This window comes from Thermodesulfomicrobium sp. WS (assembly GCF_027925145.1).
Classification (GTDB): Bacteria; Desulfobacterota; Desulfovibrionia; order Desulfovibrionales; family Desulfomicrobiaceae; genus Thermodesulfomicrobium.
On record NZ_AP027130.1, the window covers coordinates 803,910 to 828,145 of the forward strand.

Sequence of the window (24,236 nt, forward strand, 5' to 3'; positions counted from 1 at the left end):
CCCATGGATGTCAAAGAGATGTTGCGTCGTCTTCACGAGTCTCCCTTCGAGGAAATCGTCGTGCGCGCCCCGCACTCGGGGATCGCACGTTTTGCGCTGACAGCGCCAGGGGCGCAGGTGTCTGGGCCTTCGGGGACGTGGCGGGAAAAGCCGGGCACGGCCATCGTGCGTCTGGAGCGCGAAGGGGCGGTGCGGCCGGTGTGCGCCCCGCAAAAAGGGGAGTTGATTGCCCTGGCCACGGACAAAGACGGCGCCTTTGTGCAGGCGGGCGAAGAATTGGCGCGTATCCGCCACTTTCTCACCAAGGAAGAGGTGCTCGATCGCATTTTGCGTGAGGCCTTGCACCTTTTTTGCGCTCCGGAGAAAGGCAAATATTATTTTACCGCAGAAGTGGACATCAAGGTCAAGGCCAAGGGGAGCCGCAGCGTGCGCGTGGAAGACGGGATGGAGCTCTTTATCCTCTCGCGCATGAAGCGGGAAACCACCTTGCGGTACAGCGGCCCATCCGGCATTGTGTACGCGGTCTATTTCGAAGGCGGAGAGTCCGTGGATGCCGGGGCGCCGCTCATCGGGGTGTGTGCGGAATCCGAACTCCCCACCATCGAGGACGTGGTGGCCCGGGTGCAGAGCGAATGGGAGGAAGTCTAGATGGGGCGCACGCTGGCTATCCGAGTGCAGGCAAGCACCTCCTCGGAAGACGAGGTGCGGCGGCGTTGGCCGCGGCTGTGGAATCTCGCCTTCGAGGAGCATCAGCCTGCATTTCCGTGTCCCATGCGTGGGGTCCTCGAGCTGGTGCAGGCCTTGGATGACCTGCGGCAATTTGGTCGCTGGGACGCGCGCACCGGCGAGGTGGCGGCGGTCTTGCAAAAGGGGGTGCCGACGGCGGTGGCCGCCCGGCGTCAATTGGAAGACGCCTTGAGCCGGTGGGACGTGTACGCCGCCCTGGCGGCCACGGACGCGGTGGAAGACGCCCTGGACCTTGTAGAGCGGCAGATGCCGCGGATGGCATAAGGAGAATACCATGGCTGGAACGTTGAACAAAGTGATGCTCATCGGCCGTCTGGGCCGGGATCCGGAACTCCGCTACACCCCCAGCGGGCAGGCCGTGGCCAATTTCTCGCTGGCCACGGATGAGTCCTACACCACCAAAGACGGGCAACGGGTGGAACGCACCGAATGGCATCGTATCGTGGTCTGGGGCAAGCAGGCGGAGTTTTGCGGCAATTATTTGTCCAAGGGCCGATTGGTGTATGTGGAAGGTCGCCTGGAGACCCGCAAATGGCAGGATAACCAGGGCCAAGACCGCGCGACCACAGAGATCCGCGCCGACCGGGTGCTGGGCCTGGACTCCCGCCCTGCAGGCGAGGGCGGTTACGCACCGGCACCGGATCTGGGACGGGTCCAGGGATCGGAAGAAGAGGACACCGGTCCGGTGTTCCCGGGCAAGGCCTCGCAGATGGATGACGTCCCCTTCTAGGATGCAAGCGCCCCTAGGCAGCGCGGAAACGTTGCGCCTGTGGTGTGGGGCGCTGGGCATGATGGCGGGGATGCCGTTGGCGCGGGCATGGAGTTCGGGCCGCAGGTGTGGTGGATGGTGGCGCGGGCTCCTTCTCGTCGTGGTGGTCCTCGTTGCTGGGTGCGGGGGGCGATATGTGCCGCCTCCGGCGCCGCCCCCTCCGCCTTCGCTCCCTTCTCCCGTGGAGCGCCTGCAGGCAGTTGCCTTGACGTGGGTGGGCGTCCCGTATCGGGCAGGGGGCATGGACCGTCGGGGCGTGGACTGTTCCGGGCTTGTGGCGCGTATCTACGAAGAGGCGTGGGGGCTTCCCCTGCCTCGTCGCGCGTTGGATCAGGCCGAGATCGGAAGCGGGGTTGCCCCCGCCTGGCGGCGGGCGGGAGATTTGGTCTTTTTTTGGGATGGCGGTCCGCACAGCGGGATCCTCTTGGATCCCAACCGCTTCATCCATGCGTCGTGGAGCCGGGGCGTGATGGTGTCGGAACTGGATGCCTATTGGTGGCCGCGGCTGCGGGCCGTACGCCGAGTCCTTTCAGATTACTGAAAGAGCGCCCCTTGGCTTGCAAAGAAGATTTGAGGTTTTGTCCCCTCGGGACGCACGCCGGGGGCGGTGGTCAGCTCCATGCGGTAGCCAAAGGAAACGGATAGGGGGCCTTCGGCGCCGACGCTCTTGGGCGCGAGGTGGAACTCCAATGGCACCCCCTTGCGGATATCCAGGGGAAGGTAGAGGCGGAGATCACTGGCCAGTACTCGGCCGCTGGCATCACTGAGATAGACTTGGATCCACAGGTCCTGGGCCCAGGTGGCCCAGGAAGGAATCTCGTCTTCCCGGGGCAGGGCCGCGCCCTGGAGCACGAGGCGGCCGTCCTGGTAGTCGCCGCGGAAGACAAAGGTCCAATGCCGGGTGGAGAGGGTGGTTTCCGTCCCAGGCACCCATGGGGCCTTGCTGAGGTGGATGACGCTGAGGTGCGCACAGGCTGCAGCGCAGAAGGCTAGGAAAAGGACGGCGATGGCGCGGGGCATGACGGACCTCAAATGTTGTTGCGAGTTACATCTCCGGAGGCCCTTGAACCATCATCTCCGCCAGGGTCAAGTCCACTTTGGGGAGTTTGCCGAAGCGCCGCGCGCCCACGAAGCTCCGCTCTATTTCGATGAGGCGCAGGTAGAACGGCGTGCGGTCGAGAAGCGGCACGTCGCCCTTCGCGGCGGTGCAGATCTCCTGGCTGCGCCAGCACCCGGGAAAGGAGAGCACTCGGCCGTCAGGGCGGCGCAGCATATTGGGCACGCCGTGCAAACGGCAGATCATGAGGCGGTGGGCATAGAGGCTGCAGCGGCCGCCGTCGTTCACCGGGCACATGACTTCCGGGCGTTTGCCGTGCATGCGGGCGGTCTGGGCCTCGGCCACGGCGCGGCGGGCCCGGCCCAAGTAGCGTTGACGTGCGTCTTCGGGAAGTTCCATGAGGCCCTGCCAGAAATACGCCCATTCCACGTAGGTGTGGTGCTGGAAGTAGCTGGTGCAGCAATTGTCGGTGCAGCCTTCGCAGGTAAGCCCCAGGCGGGCGGCGGCGTCGGCGTAGGCGGTTTCCATCTGGTGGTAGAGATCTGCAAGGCGGGCGAAGACGTGGGTCATGAGGCGTGCTCGGTCAGGGTGGAGAAGTGTTCCCAGATCCTGGCCGCGGCGGCCTGGGGATCGAGGGAGTCGGTGCACACGCGGAACTGGGCCCAGCGGGCGTAGAGGGGCGCGCGTTCGGCGTAGAGCTCGGCCACTGTTTGTCCTGGACGCATGGCGAGCCCTCGGCTGGTCACATTGTGCAGGCGGCCGGCGATGGTGGCGAGGCTTGCGTCCACGTGGACGATCCAGCCCTGTCGGACCAGATGCTCCATGGCGTTTTCCCGGTACACCACACTGCCGCCGGTGGCGATGATGGCCCGGCGCATGGACAGGCGCATGATGCCTTCGGCTTCGGCGTCGAGAAAGCCTTCCAGCCCCAAATGGTCGCGGATGGCCTGCAGCGGGGCCCCCCACCAGGCTTCCAGAAGGGCATCGGTGTCCACCATGGCCCAGCCTGAAAGGGCCGCCAAGGCGCGGGCCACGGTGGTTTTGCCCGCCGCCGCCATGCCGATGAGCACGATCGTGGTCATGGCTAACCGCCGAGGTAGGCCTTTTTCACGTCCGGATTGGCCTTGAGCTCTTGCGCCGTGCCGTGGAGGGTGATCTCTCCGGTGTCGAGCACGTAGCCGCGGTGGGCGAAGGAAAGGGCCACGCGGGCGTTCTGTTCGATGAGGAGGATGGTCATGCCTTGGGCGTTGAGCTCCTTGAGGGCGCGGAACATGTCGTACATGAGCAGCGGCGCAAGCCCCATGCTCGGTTCATCGAGCATGAGGAAGGTGGCCCCGGTCATGAGCGCCCGGCCTACGGCGAGCATCTGCTGCTCGCCGCCGGAAAGGGACTCGCTGCGCTGGTGACGGCGCTCGGCGAGACGCGGAAAGAGGTGGTACACCAGCTCCAAATCCTGGGCCATGCGCCTCGTATCCTTGCGGGCGTAGGTGGCCAGGGCGAGGTTTTCCTCCACCGTGAGATTGCCGAAGATATGCCGGCCTTCAGGGGCCAGGGCGATGTGGAGGTCGCGCACCACCTGGTGGGCTTCCATGCCGAGGATGCTTTGGCCGTGGAACTGAATGTCGCCGGCCGTGACCCGTGGGCCTTCGGGGGGCGCCACGCGGGCGATGGTGTGCAGGGTCGTGGTCTTGCCCGCGCCGTTGGCACCGATCAAGGTCACGATTTCGCCTTGGTTCACCGTGAAGGAGATGCCATGCAGGGCTTCGATATTGCCGTAGCGGACTACGAGGTTGGTGACTGTGAGCATTAGATGTTCTCGTCTCCCAAGTAGGCTTTGATGACGTCGGGGTTGGTTTGGATCTGCTGGGGCGTGCCTTCGGCGATGGTGACGCCGAAATCGATGACTTTGATCCACGAGCACAGGGTCATGACCACGTCCATCTGGTGCTCGATCATCCAGATGGCGATGGGAAATTCGCGGTGGATCCAGCCGATGAGGTCGATGAGCTCGCGCACGTCGGCGGAGTTGAGGCCCGCGGCCGGCTCATCGAGGAGCAGCAGCGACGGCCGGGTGGACAGGGCGCGGGCGATCTCCACCCGGCGCTGGACGCCGTAGGGCAGGTTGCGCGGCCGCTCCCCGGCCAAATCGCGCAGCTTGAGCGCCTCGAGGATCTCCATGGACCACGCGGAAATGGCCGCTTCTCGGCTTCGGTAGTGGCTGGTGCGGGCAAAGGCGTCCCACAGGCCATACTGCAAGGCCCCGTGCTGCGCCAATTGGATGTTTTCGAGCACCGTCATGTCGTGCCAGAGACGGATGTTTTGGAAGGTACGGGCAATGCCGCGCAGGGTGATGGCGTGGGGGCGCAGGCCGTTGATGCGCTCGCCTTGGAAGACGATGTCTCCGGCCGTTGGCGTATAAAAGCCGGAGATGAGGTTGAACACCGTGGTCTTACCAGCGCCGTTGGGGCCGATGAGGGCGATGAGCTCGCGTCCTTCGAGGGTGATGGAAAAATCCGACAAGGCGCACAGGCCGCCGAAGTATTGGGTGAGACCGGAAATCTGCAAAAGTGGCATGGCACCGCCTCAGGGTCTAGCTGAAGGAAAAGTAGCGTTTGAGCCGCGGGAAGACGTCGGAGAGCTCTCGGTCGCCCATGATGCCTTCCGGCCGGAACTGCATGAGCACAATGAGGAGCAAGGGGATGATGACCCACTTCCACACCTGGGAAAGCTCATAGTCCGCAGGCAAGAGATGGACCCAATGCAGGGCTGTATCCACTGCGGGGATGATAAAACGCAGCGCCTCGAGGAGTATGGTGAAGATCACTGCAGAGATTACCGAGCCTGACAAAGATCCCATGCCGCCGAGATAGACCATCACCAAGCATTCGGTGGACTTGAGGATGCCGAAGGAGTTGGGGTTGATGTAGCCGAGGATATGGGCGAAAAGTCCGCCGGCGATCCCCGCAAGCCCACTGGAAAACATGAAGGCCACGAGTTTGATGCGGTTGGTATTCACGCTCATGATTTCGGCGGCCACTTCGTCCTGTTTGATGGCGATGATGGCCTTGCCATAGGTGGACGACATGAGCCTGCGGATGGCGGCGACGCAGAGCACGGTAAAGAGGGCCACCCAGAAGAGCATCCAGGGGGCGTCAAAAGTATCTTCCATGGCGAAGAGGATCTTCTTCATGCCCATGAACCCTCTTGGGCCGCCGATGCTTTCCATATTGATGACGGTGCTGATGATGATGTAGTTGGCCGCAATGGTGATAATGGCCAGGTAGTCGTCCCGGGTTTTGAAGGAGGGGATCGCCACCAAGAGGCCGGTGATGGCTGCGGCCAGGCCGCCGAGGAACAGCACCACGGGAAAGGCGATGATGGTCATCTGCGGCGGCAAAAGCTCCAGACCAAAATTTTTGGCATCGGTGAACAGAACGATGTTGAGGATGGAGGAGACGTAAGCGCCCACCGCCATGAACCCTGCATGGCCGCAGGCAAACTCTCCCATATACCCGTTGACGATGTTGAGGCTGCTGGAAAGGATGATGTTGACCCCGATGAACATGAGCACGGTTTGAACATATCCATCGATAATGCCCAGATGGGCGAGCCCAAGGACGACCGCAAGACCCAGGATCGTCAGGAGTGGGGCGGAAGCACGCTGCATGAAGGACTCCTGGCGTTAGATTTTGGTTGTACCGGCCACGCCGAAGATGCCGGTGGGTTTCTTGTACAGGATCACGAGGAGGATGGTAAAGGCGATGAGTTCCCGGTAAGTGGACGGGAAGAATGCGACCACCAAAATCTCCACGAATCCTAAGAGAAATCCTCCAACGAAAGCGCCGCGAATATCGCCAATGCCGCCGACCACTGCAGAAATGAATGCCTTCCATCCTACCATGGCGCCCATGTAGGGATCCAAAACCGGATAGGAGAGGGCGAAGAGCAGACCCGCCAGCCCGGCAAAGGAAGAGCCCAGGATAAAGGTAAAGACGATGATGGTATCCAGCGGGATGCCCATGAGCGGCACCGCGAATTTATCATAGGAAATGGCGCGCATGGCCATGCCGATTTTGGTCTTGGTGACCACGAATTGGAGGAAGAGAAAGACGAGGACCGTACAGACGATGACCGCCACCTTTTGGTTGGTGAGGCTCACCGGGCCGAGGGCGTAGACCGTCTTGTCCAAGAGTTGGGGAAAGCTTTTGCGGCTGGCGCCAAGGAGCGCGAGGTTTCCATTTTCCAGAATAAGCCCGCACATGAGGGCGGTGATGACCACGTAGAGGCGGTTGGCGCCTTTGCGCCGCAAGGGGCGGTACGCGATGCGCTCGATGGAGACGCCTACGGCGGCGGTGAGCAGCATGGTGAGCGGCACGGTCAGCGCAAGCGCCATGGGGGGGGAGATGGCGCTCCCCAGCAAGAACGTGGCCACGAAAAAGGCGATATACGCGCCCACCATGAAGATGTCGCCATGGGCGAAGTTGATGAGCCGCAGCACGCCGTACACCAGCGTGTAGCCCAAGGCGATGAGCGAGTAGAAACTCCCCCACTGCAATGCATTGAAGAAATTTTGCAAAATGGAATCGAACACAGGGCCTCCTTGGGGCGTGAAGCGACGCGGGGGCCTTCGTTACGAGGAAGCGCCGCAAAAGGCAACGTGGCCCGGAAGTGGTCTTCCGGGCCACACGAGTCGTTTTACGGGCACACGGATTCGGCAAAGGTGAACTGGCCGTCTTCGGCGATTTTCACCACCACGGCGCACTTGATGGGATCGCCCTGGTCGTCGAACTTCATGTTGCCGGTGACCCCTTTGAATTCCTTGATGGCGGCCATGGCGTCGCGGATGGCCTTGCGGTCCTTGCGCACATTGCCGGTGAGCTTGCCCACATCCTGGATGGCGGTGAGCACGATGCGGGTGGCGTCCCAGGTGAGGGCGGCCACGTCGTCCGGGGCGTAGCCATACTTGGCGGTGTAGCGGTCGATGAAGACCTTGGTGTCTCCCTTGGCACCTGCAGCGGCGTAGTGGGTGGAGAAATAGTGGCCGACACAGTCCTTGCCGCACAGGGGCATGAGTTCGGCGCTTCCCCAGGCGTCGGAACCCATGAAGGGGCCTTTCCAGCCCAGGTCATGGGCCTGCTTCACGATGAGTGCCACTTCGTTGTAGTTGTCCGGCAGGAAGATCACGTCGGGCTTGGAGGCGATGATCTTGGTGAGCTGGGCGCTGAAGTCCTGGTCCTTGCTGGAGTAGGATTCAAAGGCGGTGATGCTCCCCTTGCCGTTCTTCTTCTCGAACTCGGCGCGGAAGATTTCGGCCAGCCCCTTGGAGTAGTCATTGTCCAAGGCAAAAAGCACGGCCGCGGACTTGGCGCCGAACTGCTTCTTCACGAAGTCCACGGCAATGGGCCCCTGGAACGGGTCCAGGAAGGCGGCGCGGAACACCCAGGGCCGGTTTTTGGTGGTGTCCGGATTGGTGGACCAGGGGGAGATCATGGGCGTTTCGTTGTCATTGGCCACTTGGCCGGCAGGGATGGCCTGCTTGCTGGAATTGGGGCCGACGATGGCGAGCACCTGGTTTTGCTCGATGAGCTTGAGGGAAGCTGCCACGGCGGATTCGGCTTTGGACTCGTTGTCTTCGTAGATGAATTCCAGCTGGTACTTTGTGCCACCCACCTCGAGGCCGCCTTTGCTGTTGATTTCCTCCTTGAGCATTTCGGCAGCGAACTTGGACGCCTCGCCCACCTTGGGGATGTCGCCGGTGAGCGGGAGGTTGAAGCCGATTTTGATGGTTTCCGCCAGGGCGCTGCCTGCAAGCAGCAAGACACTGAGCATGGCTCCGAGCACGAAAGATCTTTTCACAGAGACCTCCACTATGTTGAAAGGTTACGAGGATGGCGTGCTCGATAATCGACTCCTTGGCAAAAGAAAAGAGGGGGATTGCAGAATCGGTCGCGGTTGGCTGACCCCAAGGGGCGGCCAGAGAACTCCGGATTCCGGGCCTCGGCGGGACCGGAAGTACGGCCCTCTTCCTTGCCAAAGTCCCGCCGGCGCCCTACAGGATGCAGGCCGCCAGGAGGAGGAGCATGGAATCGGATCTGCGTTGGATGCACGCTGTCATCGCCCGCCACGCCCAGGAAGGGGTTGTGCTGCGGGAGCGATACTTTGCCGCGGCTGCCGGCGAGGTGGCCCAGGCCGCGGCGGCGCTGGCGGCGATTCTGGCCGGCGGCGGCAAGGTGTTGGTGTGCGGCAATGGCGGCAGCGCTGCCGATGCCCAGCATTTGGCTGCAGAGCTGGTCAATCGTTTTCGCATGGATCGGCCTGCCTTGCCGGCCCTTGCCCTGACCGTAGACACCTCGGTGCTCACCGCTGTGGCCAATGACGTCGCCTTCGAGGCGGTGTTTGCCCGCCAGGTGGAGGCCTTGGGCCAGTCAGGGGACATGTTGGTGGCCATCTCCACCTCAGGACGGAGCCCCAATGTCTTGGCCGCGCTGCGGACGGCGCGCGCCCGCGGCATGACCTGCCTGGGCCTGTGCGGGGCGGACCCTCAGCCTATGGGGCCGCTGTGCCAGCACCTATTGGCCGTGCCCCATGGAAGCACCCCCCTGGTGCAGGAAATCCATATCACCCTGATCCACATGCTGTGCGAGCTGGTGGAACAGGCGCTTTTTTCGCAATCTGCTCCATAACCAAAGGAGGACTCTATGCCCATCTATGAATATTGCTGCACGGATTGCGGCAAGGAATTCGAGGAGGTCGTTCTGGGTGAGGCGACGGTGGCGTGCCCGCATTGCGGCAGCACCAAGGTGACCAAGCTGCTCTCCTGCAGCCATTTTCGTACTGGCGGTCCCATCGTTCAGGGGAGCCCGAGCGCCAATGCCATCACCACCCGTGGGAAGAGCGGTTGCGCTTCCTGCTCGGGCGGCAGCTGCTCCACCTGCCACTAGGACCCGCCCATGCAGACCATGCGTATTGCCACCCGCGGCAGCCAACTGGCCTTATGGCAGGCCCGGCATATCCAGGGCCGCTTGGAAGAGCGTTACCCCGGATTGCGGGTGGAGCTTGTGGTGATCAAGACCCGCGGGGACAAGATCTTGGATGTGCCGCTGGCCAAGGTCGGCGGCAAGGGCCTTTTCGTCAAAGAGATCGAAGACGCGCTCCTGGCAGGCGCGGCGGACATGGCCGTGCATTCGATGAAGGACGTGCCGGCCGAGCTGCCCCAAGGCCTGAAGATCGGCGTTATCCCGCAGCGGGAGCAGCCGACGGACACCTTGCTTTCCGTGCACTATGCCGGGCTGGACGCCCTGCCTTCCGGTGCCCGGGTGGGCACGAGCAGCTTGCGCCGCCAGACCCAGCTCTTGGCGGTGCGTCCGGACCTGAACGTGGTCTCCTTGCGGGGCAATCTCGATACCCGGGTGCGCAAACTCCACGAGGGCGCCTTTGACGCCATCGTGGTGGCTACAGCGGGCTTGCGCCGCCTTGGCCTTTCCGCGCCACACGCCGAGGAGCTTGCCCCGCCGCGCTTCTACCCGGCAGTGGCCCAGGGGGCGCTCGGCATCGAGTACCGCACTGACCGCCCGGATTTGGACGAACTCTTGGGCTTTCTCGATCATCCTGCCTCCCGGGTGTGTGTGGAGGCGGAGCGGGCCTTTTTGTTCGCCCTCGACGGCGGCTGCCAGGTGCCCATCGCCGGCCATGCGCTGCTCGACGATGCGGGCCGGACAGTGCATCTCACCGGTCTGGTGGCGGACCTTTCTGGAGAAACCATCATTGTGCGCAGCGGCACGGCCAAACTCAAGGACGCCGCGGCGCTGGGCGCTTCGGTGGCCCAGGAAGTGCTCGGCGCCGGAGGGCGCGCCATCCTGGAGGCGGTATACCGCCAGGATGCGTGAGATGGTGACATGTGAAATGGTGTATCGTCTCCGATGGCCCTCGTTTCCGGGGGCCATCGGTTTTTGAGGCCATTGCCAGAGGCGCGGATGCAATCAGGAGCCTGGTTGCGACGTTGGTTCTGGAATACTGGGTGTGGTGGTCTCCTCCCAGCCTCCGCCGAGGGCGGCGTAGAGATCAATCATGGCCAGCTTGTGGCCCAGCCGGGCGGCAAGGAGGCTTTGGCTGGCTTCGAGGAAGGTGCGTTCTGCGTCGTGCACGGCAAAGGCGCTCTCCAGTCCTGTCTCGGCCCGAAAGGCCACAAGCTCTCGCAGTCGGGCGGTACTGGCTACGCGGTGGATCTGGGCCTGGATCTGGGCATGCGTGCTTTCCACGCTGGCGAGGGCATCGGCCACTTCTTGAAACGCTTTTTGGATGGCTTCTTCGTACTGCGCCAGGCGCAGGCGTTGCTCCGCCTCGGCGGCGGCAACCCCCGCTGCTGTGGCACCGGCATCGAAGATGGGAAGAGTCATCTGTGGGAGCACGGTCCAGGTCCGTTGGGCTCCACTCCACAATGCAGTGAGTTCGGTGCTGGCGAGCCCAAGGGCGCTGGTAAGACTGATTTTGGGGAAGAGGGCAGCGCGGGCGGCACCGACACGTGCCCCTGCGGCCCAAAGCTGGTGTTCGGCCGCAAGGATGTCGGGGCGGCGAGTGAGGAGGTCCGAAGGCAGGCCCGGGGCGGGGCGTGTGGCCATATGGACATCCTCGATGCGCTGCGCAGGCAGGTGGAGTTCGTGCACCGGCACACCGACGAGCACGGCCAGGGCATTTTGGTCTTGTGCCACTTGGGCGTGGATGCGCGCCACTTCGGCCTGGACCGCTGCCACGGATTCTTCGGCGAGCACCAGGTCCTGCTCTGTGGCGATGCCGTGCTCTACTTGGGATTGGGTAAGGCGCAGCGTGGCCTCGCGGTTGTGCAGGATGTCGGTGGTGAGGGCGAGTTCTTCCCGGTTGGCCGCCAGACGGAGATAGGTGCGGGCGATTTGTGCAATGAGGGCGATGTGGGCCGCACGGTGGGCTTCCTCGGTGGCCAGGTAGTCTTCCAATGCTGCTTCATGCAGATTGCGTACCCGGCCAAAGAAGTCCAGCTCGAAAGCGGTGATGCTCGTGGCCACACTCCAGGAGCGGTCTACACCACTGGCTCCTGCGCGCAGATCTGCGGGTCGGCGCGTGGTTTCGGTCTCTGCCGAGAGTTCGATGTGCGGGAGCCTATTCGCTTGGGTGATGTTCCATTGGGCCCGTGCTTGTTCCATGGCGGCAACGGTCTGGCGCAGACTTCGGCTGTTGGAGAGGGCCGTGCGGATGAGGATTTGCAGCGCCGGATCTGGAAAGAATTCGGCCCATCCTTGGAGTGGAGCATGGGAGTCGGCCTGCGGCCACACGTCCGGTCCAGGAAGCTGGGGCCGCTCCCGTTTGGGGGCCATGGAGATGCAGCTGGTCAGCAGGACCAGCATGACGGCGAGGGTTAGCGTTCGCATGGGTCAGCTCCGGAAGCAGGATGGCGCACGAGGCCGTGCAATGAAGGCGGAGTGGTGCAGCGGCGCACTAGGACAAAGAAGACCGGGACCAGGAGGGAGCCCAGGACCGTGGAGGCAAGGGTGCCGCCGATGATGCCGGTGCCGATGGAGTTTTGGCCACCAGATCCAGCCCCAGTATTCAGGGCGAGGGGGAGGACTCCCAATACGAGGGCCAGAGAGGTCATCAGGATGGGGCGCAGGCGTTGCCGTGCGGCGTGGGCCACGGCAACGACGGGATCCATACCGGTTTCCACGAGGTTCTTGGCGAACTCCACGATGAGGATGGCGTTCTTTGCCGCGAGCCCCATGGTGGTGAGTAGGCCCACCTGGAGGTAGACGTCATTGTGGAGACCGCGCAGCCAGACAGCGAACATGGCGCCGAATATGCCTATGGGGATGACAAGCATGACCGAGGCAGGCAGACTCCAGCTTTCGTAGAGGGCTGCCAGGCACAAGAACACCGCGGTGGCGGAGAGAGCGTACAGGAGGAGAGTTTGGGATCCGGCCTGGTGTTCCTGAAACGAGATGCCGGTCCAGGAGTATCCCAGCCCTGCAGGCAATTGCCGCACGAGGTTTTCCATGGCGGCCATGGCATCGCCGGAGCTTTTTCCTGGGGCAGAAGTACCGAGGATCTCCACGGAGGGGACGCCATTGTAGCGCTCCAATCGGGGGGAGCCCGTGGTCCATTGGGCCTGAGCGATGGTGGAGAGGGGGACCATGGAGCCGTTTGTCCCGCGCACATGCCAACGTTGCAGGTCTTCTGGGTGCATGCGGTAGGGGGCGTCGCCTTGGACGATGACTTTTTTCACACGGCCGTTGTCCAGAAAGTCGTTGGCGTAGGCGCTACCCCAGGCTGTGGAGATGAGGTTGGTGGTATCGCTGATCGCCACCCCAAGGGCGGAGGCTTTTTCCCAGTCTATGTGGATGCGGTATTGCGGCGTGTCTTCCAGGCCGTTGGGGCGCACCATGGCAAGGTCCGGATGTTGGCGGGCCAGCGCCAGGAGCTGGTTGCGGGCCTCGAGGAGCTTCGCATGGCCAAGCCCTGCCATGTCTTGAAGCTGGAAGTCGAAGCCTGCGGCGTTGCCCAGCTCCATGACAGCTGGCGGTGTGAAGGCGAAGACCTGGGCGTCACGGAAGCGGGAAAAGGTGGCCATGGCGCGTCCGGCGATGGCGGCGGCATGCATGTCGGGCCGCTGCCGGAGCTGCCAATCCTTGAGGCGCACGAAGCACATGGCCGTGTTTTGGCCGCTGCCGGCAAAGCTAAAGCCTGCCACGGCAATGAGGGAGGCAACGGATTCCTTTTCTGTTTCCAGAAAGTGCTGCTCAATGCGCTGGAGGACCTGGAGGGTGCGTTCTTGGGTGGCCCCTACAGGCAGCTGGGCTTGCACGAAGAGGAATCCCTGGTCTTCTTCGGGGAGAAATCCCGTGGGGAGATGCCGGGAGAGGAGCAGCGCCCCGGCGAGGATGGTCCCATAAATGAGCATGGAGCGTCCCCAGCGCTGGATCAAGGCAAGTACCCAGCTATAATAGTTGTGGGTCGTGCGCTCTAGAGCACGGTTGAACCATCCGAGGAAGCCGCGGTGGGCATTGCCCTGTCCAGGCTTGAGGAGCGTGGCGCAGAGCGCTGGAGTTAGGATCAAGGCCACCAAAACCGAAAGGGCCATGGCCGAAACCAAAGTGATGGAAAATTGGCGGTAGATGACGCCGGTGGAACCAGGGAAGAAGGCCATGGGCACGAAGACTGCGCATAAGACCAAGGCGATGCCCACGAGAGCCCCGGAAATCTGGCCCATAGAGCGTTGGGTAGCCTCTTTGGGGCCGAGGTTTTCCTCGTGCATGATGCGTTCGACGTTTTCCACCACGACGATGGCGTCGTCCACGAGTAGGCCGATGGCCAGGACCATGGCAAACATGGTGAGGGTGTTGATGGAGTAGCCGCACGCGGCCAGGACTCCAAAGGTACCCAGGAGGACCACGGGTACGGCGATGGTGGGGATAAGTGTTGCGCGGAAGTTTTGTAAAAACAAAAACATAACTGCGAAGACCAGCAAAATGGCTTCGCCGAGGGTATGGATCACTTCCTCGATGGAGATGCGGACAAAAGGCGTGGTATCAAAAGCTTCTGTGACCCGCAGTCCCGCAGGAAAGGTGGGGCGGAGTCCTTCGATGTAGCGGGCCACCGCCGCGACTGTGCTGAGGGCGTTGGCGCCCGAGGCCAGTTTGATGGCCACTGCCGTGGCTGGTTGGCCGTTGAATCGGGCAACGCTTTGGTAGTCTTCGGGACCGAGTTCCACGCGGGCTACGTCGCCGAGGCGGACCGTGGAGCCGTCCGCCTGGACCTTGAGGAGGATAGCGCGGAACTGTTCCGGGGTCTGGAGGCGCTCTTGCACCGTTACGGTGAAGTTGGTGCGCTGTCCGGGCGTTGCCGGGAGCCCTCCCAACTGTCCTGCCGAAACCTGAGCGTTTTGGGCTTTGACGGCGGCGACCACGTCCGCAGGGGTCAGACCATAGGCGTGTAAAGCATCCGGGTTGAGCCAGATGCGCATGGCGTGCTGTGCGCCGAACAGCGTGGCTTCGCCCACCCCGTCCACACGGCTGAGTCCATCAAGGACGTTGGCGGCCACGTAGTCTGCCAGCTCTCCTTGGTTCATGGACCCATCTTCCGAAATGAACGCCAGCACCTGGACAAAGTTGCGTACGGCCTTAGTGACCCGAACTCCCTGGGCCTGGACCTCTTGCGGCAACAGGGCCATGGCCAACTGGAGTTTGTTTTGCACTTGCACTTGAGCGATATCCGGGTCGGTTCCTGTCTTGAAAGTAAGGGTGATGGTCGCCCGGCCGGAGGCCTCGCTGGTGGATGTCATGTAGTCGAGGTTGTCGATCCCTTGCAGCTTCTGTTCGATGACCTGGGTAACAGCATCCTCGACGGTTTTGGCGGATGCTCCAGGATACGTGGCACTGATGCTGACTGCAGGGGGAGCGATGGGAGGATATTGTGACACCGGGAGCACAGTGATGGCGATGGCGCCTGCCATCATGGTTACGATGGCTAGTACCCATGCAAATATCGGTCGGTTGATAAAAAATTGCGACATGATAACTCCCAAACGATCACTGTTCCGGTGCTATTTCGATGAAGAAATTGGTGCCTGTACAGTGTTTGTTGCGTTATATTCGGAATTTGCGATGCGGACTTCCATTCCTGGACGGATTTTTTGGACTCCTTGCACGATGACCCTGTCTCCAGATGTGAGTCCGCTGCGTACGACCCATTGGTTCCCGATGCTCCTATCAAGTTCTACAGGACGCATTTCCACCCGATCGTCGGCGTCCACGATCAGGACTGTTGCCGCACCACGGGCGTCACGCAGCACTGCTTCCTCAGGGATGCACAGGGCATGGGGGATGGTCCCGTACTCCACGATGGCCCGCACGTACATGCCGGGCAAAACCATCCGGTGGGGATTGGGAAAAACCGCCCGAAGCGTCACGGTGCCGGTGGAGGTATCGACCATAGTCTCCGTGAGTTCCAGAGTGCCTGGCAGGGGGTAGGCGTATCCGTCCTCCAAGATCAGATGGACGGAAGCAGTGTCCGCAGCCTGAATCGCACCGGATGCTATGGCTTGCCGGAGGCGCAACAGTTCCACATGGGATTGGGTGAGGTCCACATAGATGGGGTCCATGCTGTGGATGATGGCCATGGATTGCGCTTGGTTGGCGGTGACGAGGGCCCCCGGAGTGGCCAGGGCGCGGCTGATGCGCCCGGAGATAGGTGCGGTTACGGTGGTTCGCGCCAGGTCGATACGTGCGGCTTCGAGATTGGCCTCGGCTGCTTTCACCTCGGCCCTGGCGAGAGCGAGGGCGGCCTGGGCATCGTCGTTGTCTTGCTGACTTACCGCCTTGCTGCGGACCATGGCCGCATACCGTGTGGCCTTGAGGCGTATGGGTTCCAATTCCGCTTTGGCTTTGGCTAGGGCTGCTGCGGCGCTTGCAACGGCCACACGGTAGCTGGCTGGATCGATCTGGTAGAGGGGCTGGCCCGCGCGCACCTCAGTGCCTTCGGCGAATAGTCGTTTCTGAATGATTCCAGTGACTTGGGGTCGGATTTCCGCCACTGCATAGGCCGTGGCGCGGCCGGGAAGTTCTGCGGTGAGACGGACTTCCTGCTCGCGGAGCACAACGACGGCCACTTCAGGCGGCGGGCTGGAGGCTGCGCTGGCACTGGGCGCTTGGTTCCCAGACTTCCAGAAAATAACGAATCCGATGACGGCGCTGATCACAAGCACAACGGCAAGGCTGCGGCGAGCGTTCATGATGCTTCCTTATGAAGTAAACATTTGTTTATGAGTTATGGGCAGACAGAACGGACGAAAAGGCGCCAGCTGGATTCGGCCTGGGCGACGGGATCGAAGTCCGGGGCGGGCATGCGGCTGGAGAGCACGGCAATGGAAAGGATTTGCCCCAAAAACTGGATGAAGATGTGCTGGGCAGGGATGTCGTTCCGGATTTCGTCAAGCTCCTGGCCGCGTTGGATGATGGCGCAGAGGGCGGCTTCCTGTCGGGCATGACTGGCCATGAGACGGTGGCGGAAATGGGAATCGTTCCTCCACATGGAATCGGAAAGAATGAGGATAGGGAGGGCTCGGTAGCGCTGGATCGCTGCCAGGTGGACGTTAAAGCATCGGCGCAGTCGATGGAGGGTCGTGCCGCTGGCCTCCTGGGCCTGCCGGATGCCCTCGGTCTTGATGGCGTCCAAAAGATCAAGGATGCTGTCCAGGATGTCCGTCATGCCGCCGGGAAAGTGCCGGTACAGGGCCGGAGCGGTAATCCCGATGGCCTGCGCCACGTTACGGGTGGTGAATCCCGTGATGCCCTGTTCCGCCACTAGGGTGAGGGCGGCTTCCGCAATCTGGTCTCGCCGGATGACTGTGGGCTGTCGCATGGGTACGCAAGTTAACTATTGTTCATTTAAGGGTCAAGAACCAAAAAAAGGCGCCCGGAAGAGGACGCCTTGGGTGAGGACAAGGGCTGGGGGGCGGCTACGCCGGCACTTCGGCCAGCGCGGCGAAACGGGGCTCGTGCAGCGGCAGGATGTGATCGGCCAAGGTCTTGGCCCGCACCAAGGTGGCATAGGCCTCTTCCACGTGGACGTGGGTGCCTGGGGGGATGACTTCCATCTCCATGGCGCGGACGGGCGCCGGTGGGTAGAGATTTTCGAGGATGGTGCAGAAGCCGCAGATCAAGGCGCTGCCGTGCGGGGTCTCCACCCGAATGGACATCCCCCCTTGAGTGTGGGCCGGAGTATGGATCATGGTGATGCCCGGCACAATTTCCGTATCTTCGGTCAACGCAACGATTTGGCCGTTGGCTTCCACCTCTTCGATGTAGTCTTCCAGGTAGCGGAAATCCAGTGGATGTGGATTGTGGATGCGTTCCAACTCATGAGCATGCACGTAAAATGTCGCATTGATGCATTTACTATCATTTTCACAATGATCGTTGTGCAGATGCGTGTGCAAGACAATATCGATGTCTTCCGGTTTGAGACCATAGAGCGCGAGTCCAGACTCGAAGGTATGAATTGGACCTCCGATGGCCTGCATGCGATCATCGGAAATGATGGGATGCATCTCCCCGGTATCCACGAGGGTGGTGCGGTCACCTCCTTCGAGATACCAGCAGTAGATGGGGATGGTGTAGGGCGTCCCATAGTCGTGCTGGTAGGTCATCATGCCTTTGTCGAAGACTTTGGTGCCCATGACAATGGGGTGGATTCGGTAGGTCATGATCGTGCTCCTCGGGGTAGAGGTTGGGTGCTGCCTTGGCGGTGCGCACCGCATATCCGTCCGAGCGCTGTGGTTGTCCCGCATGGCGCAGAGCATACTAGTCATGCCTTGGCTGCAGGCATCGTCAAGAGTGGTCAGCCTCGGCCGTCCTGGTGCTCATCCGTGGCGCGGGCAACGCCAGCGCTCGCAAAGGTCGCCATGTCCGTGAAGATGGCTGCGGCGCAGCGCAGGATAAAGACGGCCATGGCCGCGCCCGTACCTTCGCCGAGGCGCAGACCGAGCTGGATGAGCCCCTGGTCCCCCACGGCTGCGAGCACGGCGCGGTGTCCCGGCTCTGCCGAGGCATGGGCGAAGAAGGCGTAGTCTTGTACCGTCGGGGCCATGGCCCGGGCCGCCACAAAGGCCGCGGTGGCGATGAATCCGTCCACGACCACGTTCATCCGCCGGCTGGCGGCGCCGAGGATGAGTCCGGTGAGGGTGGCGATCTCCAGACCGCCCAAGGCGGCGAGAATGGCCACAGGGTCTCCGCCGGCGACGACTTCCCGGTGGCGGGCAAGGCCTGCGGCGATCACCGCCATTTTGTGCTGCACGCGCTGGGGGGAAAGCCCGGTCCCCGGTCCGGTGATGGCTTCGGGGGCAAGACCGAGATAGGCGCAGTACAGGGCCGTGGCCGGGGTGGTGTTGCCGATGCCCATCTCGCCCGTGCCCACGGTGACAAAACCCTCGGCATGCGCGATCTTGGCCAGTTCCAGGCCGTTTTCCAGGGCCTTTTCGCATTGGGCGCGGGTCATGGCCGGGCCTTGGGTGAAGTCTGCAGTCCCCGACGCCACCTTGCACTGGATGAGGTGCGGATGTTCGGGAAAGGGACCTCCGGCGCAGCCTGCGTCCACCACCCGCAAATCCACGTTCGCTTCACGGGTGAGCACGTTGATGGCCGCCCCGCCAGCAAGGAAATTGTGTACCATCTGCCGGGTCACGGCCTGGGGAAAGAGGCTTACGCCGTGGGCGGCGACGCCGTGGTCACCGGCGCAGGTATAGATGCGCGCCGGGTCCACCTTGGGCGTACCACCGTGGATGGCCGCCAGCCGGGCGGCCAGGGTCTCCAGGCGGCCGAGGCTGCCTTGGGGTTTGGTGAGGTTATCGAGGTGCTGCTGGGCGAGGGTGATCTGGTGCGGGTCGATGGGATCGACACTGGGAATGGTCCAGGACATGAATTCCTCAGGAACGTGTGATGCTATTGGGGGTTGGCCGCGCTTTCCACGGCATCTGCGGCGCGGCGCAGGGCCTCGGCCAAAGGCAAGAGGGCCGGGAGCTCCATGCCGTGCCGGGCGCGGCGGGCGCTCCAGGCCGCCAGGTACAGGGCGTTGTCTTCACTGAGCGGCAGACGCTTGAGGTTTTCCACCAGGCGCTGCCGGGCTTGGGCCGCCTGGCGCAAGGCATTGTCCACGGCCTGAGTGGCGCTGGCCAAGGCAGGCATGTTTCCCTGCACCTGGACGTTCCATACCTGCATCTGCGCCGTGGTCACCGCCTGCTGCTGCGTGTGCCAGGCGGCCACCAGGGGTAGATGACTTTGATCTTGGGCCAGCGAGGCGATGGCCTGGGCGAGGTTGCGCAGTTCGCGCGCCACCAACACCATGGCCTCGGCGCGCTGGGTCGCGGAAAGGGGGGCCACCCGTTCTGCGCCGTCCACGAGAAATGTCCGCGTGCTGCCGGCCAACGCCTCCTTGAGGGCGCTGACAAACACCGGAAGGTAGGCCTGCTCCAGTGCCCCCAGCACCTCAGGCCGCAGGGCGTAGGCGATGACCGCCTGGCGCGCCTGGAGGATGTCGTTTTTCTCCACCGTCACGTCGGGCAGGTCCGCCAGGCGTATCCCCAGGGATTGGATGCGCAGGTCCAAGCGGCCAGTACCGGCGAGGTTTTGGGTGGTGCGCCCTGGCTGGTAGCGGTCTGCCATGGCCTGGGCCAGGGTACGCACCAGGGAGCGGGGCAGCATGGGGTCGTCCGCCACGGCCAGCGTGGTGTTGGTGGCGTTGGCGGAGGCGTTTTCCGCAGTGACGTTGGCGGCCGTTGCATTGGAAGCGGTGGTGGCGTTGGCGGGGACCACGGCCTCGGAGGCATTGCCCACGCGCCAGCGTTGCGGTGCCACTTCCGTGATGGGCGCTGGCGGCGGGGTTTGCGGCCGCTGGGTCCACCACCATGCCGCCCCAAGACCGCAGGCCACCACCAGGAGGATGATCGCTGTACGCATGGGCGTCCTTTAGGGATTGCAGGTAAACATGTCGAGGGGTTGTCCGGTGGTTTCCAGCACCGAGCGCCAGTAGTTGGAGGTGATGTCCAGTTTCCGGCGCTTGGCGGTCACCAGATGCAGCGGCAGGTAGAGGTAGCGCTCCTGGAGTTTGGAGACCACCATGCCGGTCTTTCCCGCCATGGCCGCATGCACGGCGTGCTGGCCGAGGAACCCGCAGTAGATGCGATCGTTGGAGTTGGCCGGCACCGAGCGGATGATGTAGCTGGGGTCGATGTACTTGAGGGTATACGGGAACCCCAAGGAGTCGAAGTAGGTTTTGATCTCCTGGCGCAGCAGGGCGCAGATGTCGCCGAGGATGGGGTTGCCGGAGGCATCCTTGCGGCCGTCGGTCTGGCAGAGGTCCTGGCCGGCGCCTTCGGCCACCACGATGACCGCGTGCCCCCGGCGCTTCAAGCGCTCGTGGAGCAGGGTGAGCAGGCCGTTGGGGCCGTGCAGGGCAAAGGGGGCCTCGGGCACGAGCACGAAGTTGACCTCCTTGAGGGCCAGGCTGGCCTGCGCGGCGATGAACCCGGATTCGCGGCCCATGAGCTTGACCATGCCGATGCCGTTGGGCGCGCCTATGGCCTCCACATGGGCGCAGCGGATGGCCTCGGTGGCCTTGTCCACGGCGGTGTCGAAGCCGAAGGACTTGGTGACGAAGTTGATGTCGTTGTCGATGGTCTTGGGAATGCCCACCACCGCGATCTTGAGGTTCCGCTTGGCTACCTCCTCGGTGACTCCTCGGGCGGCCTTCATGGTGCCGTCGCCACCGATCATGAAGAGCACCGAGACGTTCATACGCTCCAGGGCGTCCACGATCTCCTCGGGCGGTTGGTGTCCCCGGGACGAAGCCAGGATGGTACCGCCGAATTCGTGGATTTCACTGACACTGTCCGGGGTGAGTTCCATGAGGTCGTGGTGGTACTTGGGGATGAAACCCTGCAGCCCGTAGCGGATGCCCAGTACGCTGGAGACCTTGTAGTTGTGGTGGGCGCTCATGACGATGGCGCGGATGACGTCGTTGATGCCCGGACACAGCCCGCCGCAGGTAACGATGGCGCACTTGGTCTTGGGCGGGTCGAAATAGATCTTCTGCCGCGGCCCGGCGGCCTCAAACTCGCAGAGCACTTCTTCCGTGGCATCGTCGATGATCTCCCTAGACAGGTAGATGCGAACCCGGTCGCTGTCGTCCACAAAATGGCAATAGGGCAGCGGACTGTCCACTTTGCACGGGCCAAGGGAAGGGATGGTGGTGTCGATGGGCATGGGGGCTTTCTCCTTAGGCACGGGTTGGATGGGAGTACTTGGGCATGCGGACCGCATGGCGCAGGGCAGTGGCGATATCCGGGTAGGCGAAGGAAAACCCTGCCGCCTGGAGGCGCCGGGGTTCGCAGCGCTGACTGGTGAGGAGCATGCTTGCCGCCTCCCCCAAGACGAGGTGGAGCACCCATGCGGGCACGGCAAACACCGCAGGCCGGTTCAGGGCCGCGGCCAGGGCGCGGGTGAATTCGGCGTTGGTGATGGTCTCTGGGGCCACGAAGTTGATGGGCCCAGAGAGATCGTCGTGCTCCAGGACGAAACGGATGCCGTGGGCGACGTCTTCGATGTGGATCCACGGAAACCACTGCCGTCCGGAGCCGAGCCGGCCTCCAAGCCCCAGGCGGAAGACCGGCAGCATGGCCTTCAGGGCCCCGCCGCCAGGACCCAGCACCACCCCGAAGCGGGGGATGATCACTCGGTGGCCGCAGGCTTGGGCGGTCAGGGCGGCCTCCTGCCAGGCCTGGGCCACCTCGGCGAGAAAACCGGTGCCCGCCGGGGCGTCGTCTCCCAGTGGGGTGTCGCCCTGATCGCCGAAATAGCCCACCGCGTTGGCGCAGACAAAGACCTTGGGCGGCGCAGCGCGCAGGGCCTCCACCACCATTTCCGTGGTGCGCACCCGCGAGAGGCGGATGCGTTCCTTGGTGGCGCTGTCCCAGCGGGTGGCGATGGGGGCCCCGGCCAGGTTGACGACCGCGTCGTGGCTTGCGGCGGCCGCTTGCCAGGGGCCGGGGAGCATGGGGTCGCCGGATATGGTCTGGATGCGCGGATGCGGGGCAAAGGGGGACTTGGTGCGTACGAGCACCGTGACTTCATGGCCGGCGTCGGCCAGCACCGGCACCAAGGTGCGCCCTACAAATCCCGTCGCGCCCACGGCAAAGATCCGCATACATCCCCCTGTTGCTAGAGGTCTTGGGTGGAGCGCAGGACTGCGTCCGGCGAACCTCGCTCCACCCCCCACAGAGATCCGCCTTAGAGCCCGAAGTGCTTTTCGATGAAGGAGGAGAGCACCCGCTGTGCCTCCTCCTGGCATTCTCCGCACCCGGTGCCAATCTTGGTGCGTTCTTGCAACTCTTCGAAACTGCGCGCGCCTTCGAGGACTGCGTGCTCGATATCCTCTTCGGTGACGTTCAGGCAGTGGCAGACTACGCGCGGCCCCAAAGCCTGGATGCGGTCTTCCATACCATGACGGCGGTAGTAGTCGTCAATGGCGGCGCGCAGGGCCTTGTCGCCCAGCACCGAGCAATGGACTTTATTGTCCGGAAGCCCTCCCAGGGCAGCAAGGATGTCTTTGGAGGTGATGCGGGCGGCGGCGTCCAGGGTCATGCCGCGCACCATTTCCGAGAGCATGGAGGTGCTGGCGATGGCGCTGGCGCAGCCGTAGGTCTGCCATTTGCAGTCCGTGATGGTGAGGGTCTCGGGATCCACCTTGAGGTACACGACCATCTCATCGCCGCACTTGACGTTACCGGTGCGGCCTACGGCGTCGAAATCCTCGGGGTTTTCGTCGCGCAGCACGTTGCGGGGATTGAGAAAATGGTCGCGGACGGTGTCGGAATATACCCACTGGGTCATGACTTCCTCCGGTAGGCGCTGGAGATGGCGCGCAGGTTGGCGATGATGGGGGGCAGTTCCCGCAGCATGGTGTCGATGTGCTCTTCCGTGGTCTCCCGACCAAGGGAAATGCGGATGGAACCGTGGGCGTACTCCACGGGTACGCCCAGGGCCATGATCACATGGGAAGGATCCAGGGATCCGGACGCACAGGCCGAACCGGTGGAGACCGCGATGCCCACGGCGTCCAGATAGAGGAGGATGGCCTCGCCTTCCACCCCCATGAAGGAGACGTTGAGGGTGCTCGGCAGGGTGTGCTCGGGATGGCCATTGAAGGTGACATCTGGGATGGTACCTTCGATGCCCTGGCGCAGGCGGTCCCGCAGGGCCGCAAGGCGGGGGGCCTCGGTGTCCATTTCCGCCAGGCGCATGCGCGCCGCCTCGCCCATGGCCGCAATACCGATGGTGTTTTCTGTGCCCGCACGCCGGCCGGCCTCTTGGTGGCCGCCTAAGATGAGCGGGCACAGGGGCGTGCCGCGGCGCGCCACCAAGGCGCCCACGCCCTTGGGGCCGTAGATCTTGTGGGCGGAGAGCGTGAGGAAATCCACGTCCCAGGCGCGCACATCCACGGGGATCTTGCCGGCGGCCTGTACGGCGTCGGTGTGGAACAGGGCGCCGGCCTCATGGGCGATGCGCGCAGCTTCCGGGATGTCCTGGATGGTGCCGGTCTCGTTGTTGGCGGTCATGATGGACACGAGCCCCACTTCCGGGGTGATGGCGGCACGCAGCTCGTCCAAGTCGATGCGGCCGGAGCGGTCCACCCCGAGGATGGTGACCGGGTGCCCCAGACGGCGCAGGTATTTGGCCGTCTCCAGGACGCACGGGTGCTCGATGGCCGTGGTCACCAGCCCTTTGCGCGTGCCCAGATCGCAGCGGCAGGCGGTCTTGGTGCAGCGCACCAGTGAGAGTACGGTGTTGTTGGCTTCCGAGCCGCTGCCGGTGAACACCACTTCCGCAGGGTCGGCGTGCACCAGGGCCGCTACCTGGGCGCGGGCGGCCTCCACGCGGGCACGGGCCTCACGGCCGAAGGCGTGGAGACTCGATGGGTTCCCAAAGACATCCAGCATCTCCACCATCACCCGTTTGACCTCCGGGTGGAGGGGGGTGGTGGCATTGTGGTCGAGATAGATAGGCTGGGGCATAATGACTCCTTATGCGCGGTATTCCCCACCAGGGACACGCATGCTTCTTTGCGCATTGTCCGGGTGATTGTCTACCG

General features: G+C 63.3%; 26 protein-coding genes. 7 read left to right on the plus strand and 19 right to left on the minus strand.

What is annotated here, in order from left to right:
- Positions 1-3: 3 nt before the first annotated feature.
- The 4 genes from QMF81_RS03905 to QMF81_RS03920 all read left to right on the plus strand — a co-directional run bounded on the left by QMF81_RS03905 (position 4) and on the right by QMF81_RS03920 (position 2,057).
- Complete coding sequence (locus QMF81_RS03905; RefSeq protein WP_281752201.1) at positions 4-648, plus strand: biotin attachment protein; 645 nt, start codon at positions 4-6, stop codon at positions 646-648.
- Positions 649-1,011 (plus strand): hypothetical protein, encoded by a 363-nt coding sequence (locus QMF81_RS03910; RefSeq protein ID WP_281752202.1) that lies wholly within the window; start codon positions 649-651, stop codon positions 1,009-1,011.
- Positions 1,012-1,021: 10 nt separating this feature from the next.
- Positions 1,022-1,477: a single-stranded DNA-binding protein gene (locus QMF81_RS03915; protein WP_281752204.1), complete on the plus strand. Its 456-nt coding sequence runs from the start codon at positions 1,022-1,024 to the stop codon at positions 1,475-1,477.
- A gap of 220 nt (positions 1,478-1,697) precedes the next feature.
- Positions 1,698-2,057: an NlpC/P60 family protein gene (locus tag QMF81_RS03920; RefSeq protein ID WP_281752206.1), complete on the plus strand. Its 360-nt coding sequence runs from the start codon at positions 1,698-1,700 to the stop codon at positions 2,055-2,057.
- Here QMF81_RS03920 and QMF81_RS03925 read toward each other — a convergent pair.
- The 8 genes from QMF81_RS03925 to QMF81_RS03960 form a co-directional block, all read right to left on the minus strand.
- Entirely contained in the window at positions 2,051-2,536 is a 486-nt protein-coding gene (locus QMF81_RS03925; protein WP_281752208.1) for a hypothetical protein, read from the minus strand. The genes QMF81_RS03920 and QMF81_RS03925 overlap by 7 nt on opposite strands.
- 25 nt (positions 2,537-2,561) lie before the next feature.
- The gene (locus tag QMF81_RS03930; protein WP_281752209.1) at positions 2,562-3,143 is read right to left on the minus strand and encodes a hypothetical protein; all 582 of its coding nucleotides are present in this window, start codon (positions 3,141-3,143) and stop codon (positions 2,562-2,564) included.
- Positions 3,140-3,655 (minus strand): homoserine kinase, encoded by a 516-nt coding sequence (gene thrB / locus QMF81_RS03935; protein WP_281752211.1) that lies wholly within the window; start codon positions 3,653-3,655, stop codon positions 3,140-3,142. Before thrB ends, QMF81_RS03930 begins: the two co-directional genes overlap by 4 nt.
- A 2-nt stretch (positions 3,656-3,657) precedes the next feature.
- Positions 3,658-4,380, minus strand: coding sequence for an ABC transporter ATP-binding protein (locus QMF81_RS03940; protein ID WP_281752213.1), 723 nt, complete (start codon positions 4,378-4,380; stop codon positions 3,658-3,660).
- Positions 4,380-5,147 carry an ABC transporter ATP-binding protein gene (locus tag QMF81_RS03945; protein WP_281752215.1) on the minus strand — a complete coding sequence of 256 codons (768 nt, stop codon included), beginning with the start codon at positions 5,145-5,147 and terminating at the stop codon, positions 4,380-4,382. The genes QMF81_RS03940 and QMF81_RS03945 overlap by 1 nt, the downstream gene beginning before the upstream one ends.
- A 16-nt stretch (positions 5,148-5,163) precedes the next feature.
- The gene (locus QMF81_RS03950; protein WP_281752217.1) at positions 5,164-6,240 is read right to left on the minus strand and encodes a branched-chain amino acid ABC transporter permease; all 1,077 of its coding nucleotides are present in this window, start codon (positions 6,238-6,240) and stop codon (positions 5,164-5,166) included.
- A gap of 15 nt (positions 6,241-6,255) precedes the next feature.
- Positions 6,256-7,164 carry a branched-chain amino acid ABC transporter permease gene (locus QMF81_RS03955; protein ID WP_281752219.1) on the minus strand — a complete coding sequence of 303 codons (909 nt, stop codon included), beginning with the start codon at positions 7,162-7,164 and terminating at the stop codon, positions 6,256-6,258.
- 104 nt (positions 7,165-7,268) lie between these two features.
- The gene (locus QMF81_RS03960; RefSeq protein WP_281752925.1) at positions 7,269-8,402 is read right to left on the minus strand and encodes an ABC transporter substrate-binding protein; all 1,134 of its coding nucleotides are present in this window, start codon (positions 8,400-8,402) and stop codon (positions 7,269-7,271) included.
- A 251-nt stretch (positions 8,403-8,653) separates the two neighbouring features.
- Between QMF81_RS03960 and QMF81_RS03965 the strand changes: the two genes are divergently transcribed.
- Genes QMF81_RS03965 through hemC form a run of 3 tightly spaced genes read left to right on the plus strand, consistent with a single transcriptional unit; the run spans position 8,654 to position 10,459 of the window.
- Positions 8,654-9,256, plus strand: a complete 603-nt coding sequence (locus QMF81_RS03965; RefSeq protein ID WP_281752221.1) for a D-sedoheptulose 7-phosphate isomerase — start codon at positions 8,654-8,656, stop codon at positions 9,254-9,256.
- A 15-nt stretch (positions 9,257-9,271) separates the two neighbouring features.
- Positions 9,272-9,514 (plus strand): zinc ribbon domain-containing protein, encoded by a 243-nt coding sequence (locus QMF81_RS03970; RefSeq protein WP_281752223.1) that lies wholly within the window; start codon positions 9,272-9,274, stop codon positions 9,512-9,514.
- 9 nt (positions 9,515-9,523) lie between these two features.
- Positions 9,524-10,459, plus strand: a complete 936-nt coding sequence (hemC, locus tag QMF81_RS03975) for a hydroxymethylbilane synthase (RefSeq protein WP_281752225.1) — start codon at positions 9,524-9,526, stop codon at positions 10,457-10,459.
- A 93-nt stretch (positions 10,460-10,552) separates the two neighbouring features.
- On the opposite strand, the gene QMF81_RS03980 is transcribed toward hemC, so the two are convergent.
- The 11 genes from QMF81_RS03980 to QMF81_RS04030 form a co-directional block, all read right to left on the minus strand.
- On the minus strand, positions 10,553-11,974 hold the full coding sequence (locus QMF81_RS03980) for an efflux transporter outer membrane subunit (RefSeq protein ID WP_281752227.1): 1,422 nt from the start codon (positions 11,972-11,974) through the stop codon (positions 10,553-10,555).
- A complete protein-coding gene (locus tag QMF81_RS03985) occupies positions 11,962-15,108 on the minus strand; it encodes an efflux RND transporter permease subunit (protein WP_281752229.1) in 3,147 nt (1,048 codons plus the stop codon). The genes QMF81_RS03980 and QMF81_RS03985 overlap by 13 nt, the downstream gene beginning before the upstream one ends.
- 30 nt (positions 15,109-15,138) lie before the next feature.
- The gene (locus QMF81_RS03990) at positions 15,139-16,326 is read right to left on the minus strand and encodes an efflux RND transporter periplasmic adaptor subunit (protein WP_281752230.1); all 1,188 of its coding nucleotides are present in this window, start codon (positions 16,324-16,326) and stop codon (positions 15,139-15,141) included.
- A gap of 35 nt (positions 16,327-16,361) precedes the next feature.
- Complete coding sequence (locus QMF81_RS03995) at positions 16,362-16,955, minus strand: TetR/AcrR family transcriptional regulator (RefSeq protein WP_281752232.1); 594 nt, start codon at positions 16,953-16,955, stop codon at positions 16,362-16,364.
- 97 nt (positions 16,956-17,052) lie between these two features.
- Complete coding sequence (locus QMF81_RS04000; protein ID WP_281752234.1) at positions 17,053-17,799, minus strand: N-acyl homoserine lactonase family protein; 747 nt, start codon at positions 17,797-17,799, stop codon at positions 17,053-17,055.
- A 134-nt stretch (positions 17,800-17,933) separates the two neighbouring features.
- Entirely contained in the window at positions 17,934-19,010 is a 1,077-nt protein-coding gene (cobT, locus tag QMF81_RS04005; protein WP_281752236.1) for a nicotinate-nucleotide--dimethylbenzimidazole phosphoribosyltransferase, read from the minus strand.
- 23 nt (positions 19,011-19,033) lie between these two features.
- Positions 19,034-20,047, minus strand: coding sequence for a hypothetical protein (locus tag QMF81_RS04010; RefSeq protein ID WP_281752238.1), 1,014 nt, complete (start codon positions 20,045-20,047; stop codon positions 19,034-19,036).
- Positions 20,048-20,056: 9 nt separating this feature from the next.
- Positions 20,057-21,352, minus strand: a complete 1,296-nt coding sequence (locus tag QMF81_RS04015; protein WP_281752240.1) for an ATP-dependent 6-phosphofructokinase — start codon at positions 21,350-21,352, stop codon at positions 20,057-20,059.
- A gap of 13 nt (positions 21,353-21,365) precedes the next feature.
- Positions 21,366-22,292 (minus strand): TIGR01777 family oxidoreductase, encoded by a 927-nt coding sequence (locus QMF81_RS04020; protein ID WP_281752242.1) that lies wholly within the window; start codon positions 22,290-22,292, stop codon positions 21,366-21,368.
- Between the two features lie 83 nt (positions 22,293-22,375).
- Positions 22,376-22,978: an iron-sulfur cluster assembly scaffold protein gene (locus QMF81_RS04025; RefSeq protein WP_281752244.1), complete on the minus strand. Its 603-nt coding sequence runs from the start codon at positions 22,976-22,978 to the stop codon at positions 22,376-22,378.
- Positions 22,975-24,159 carry a cysteine desulfurase family protein gene (locus QMF81_RS04030; protein ID WP_281752246.1) on the minus strand — a complete coding sequence of 395 codons (1,185 nt, stop codon included), beginning with the start codon at positions 24,157-24,159 and terminating at the stop codon, positions 22,975-22,977. The genes QMF81_RS04025 and QMF81_RS04030 overlap by 4 nt, the downstream gene beginning before the upstream one ends.
- Positions 24,160-24,236 lie beyond the last annotated feature (77 nt).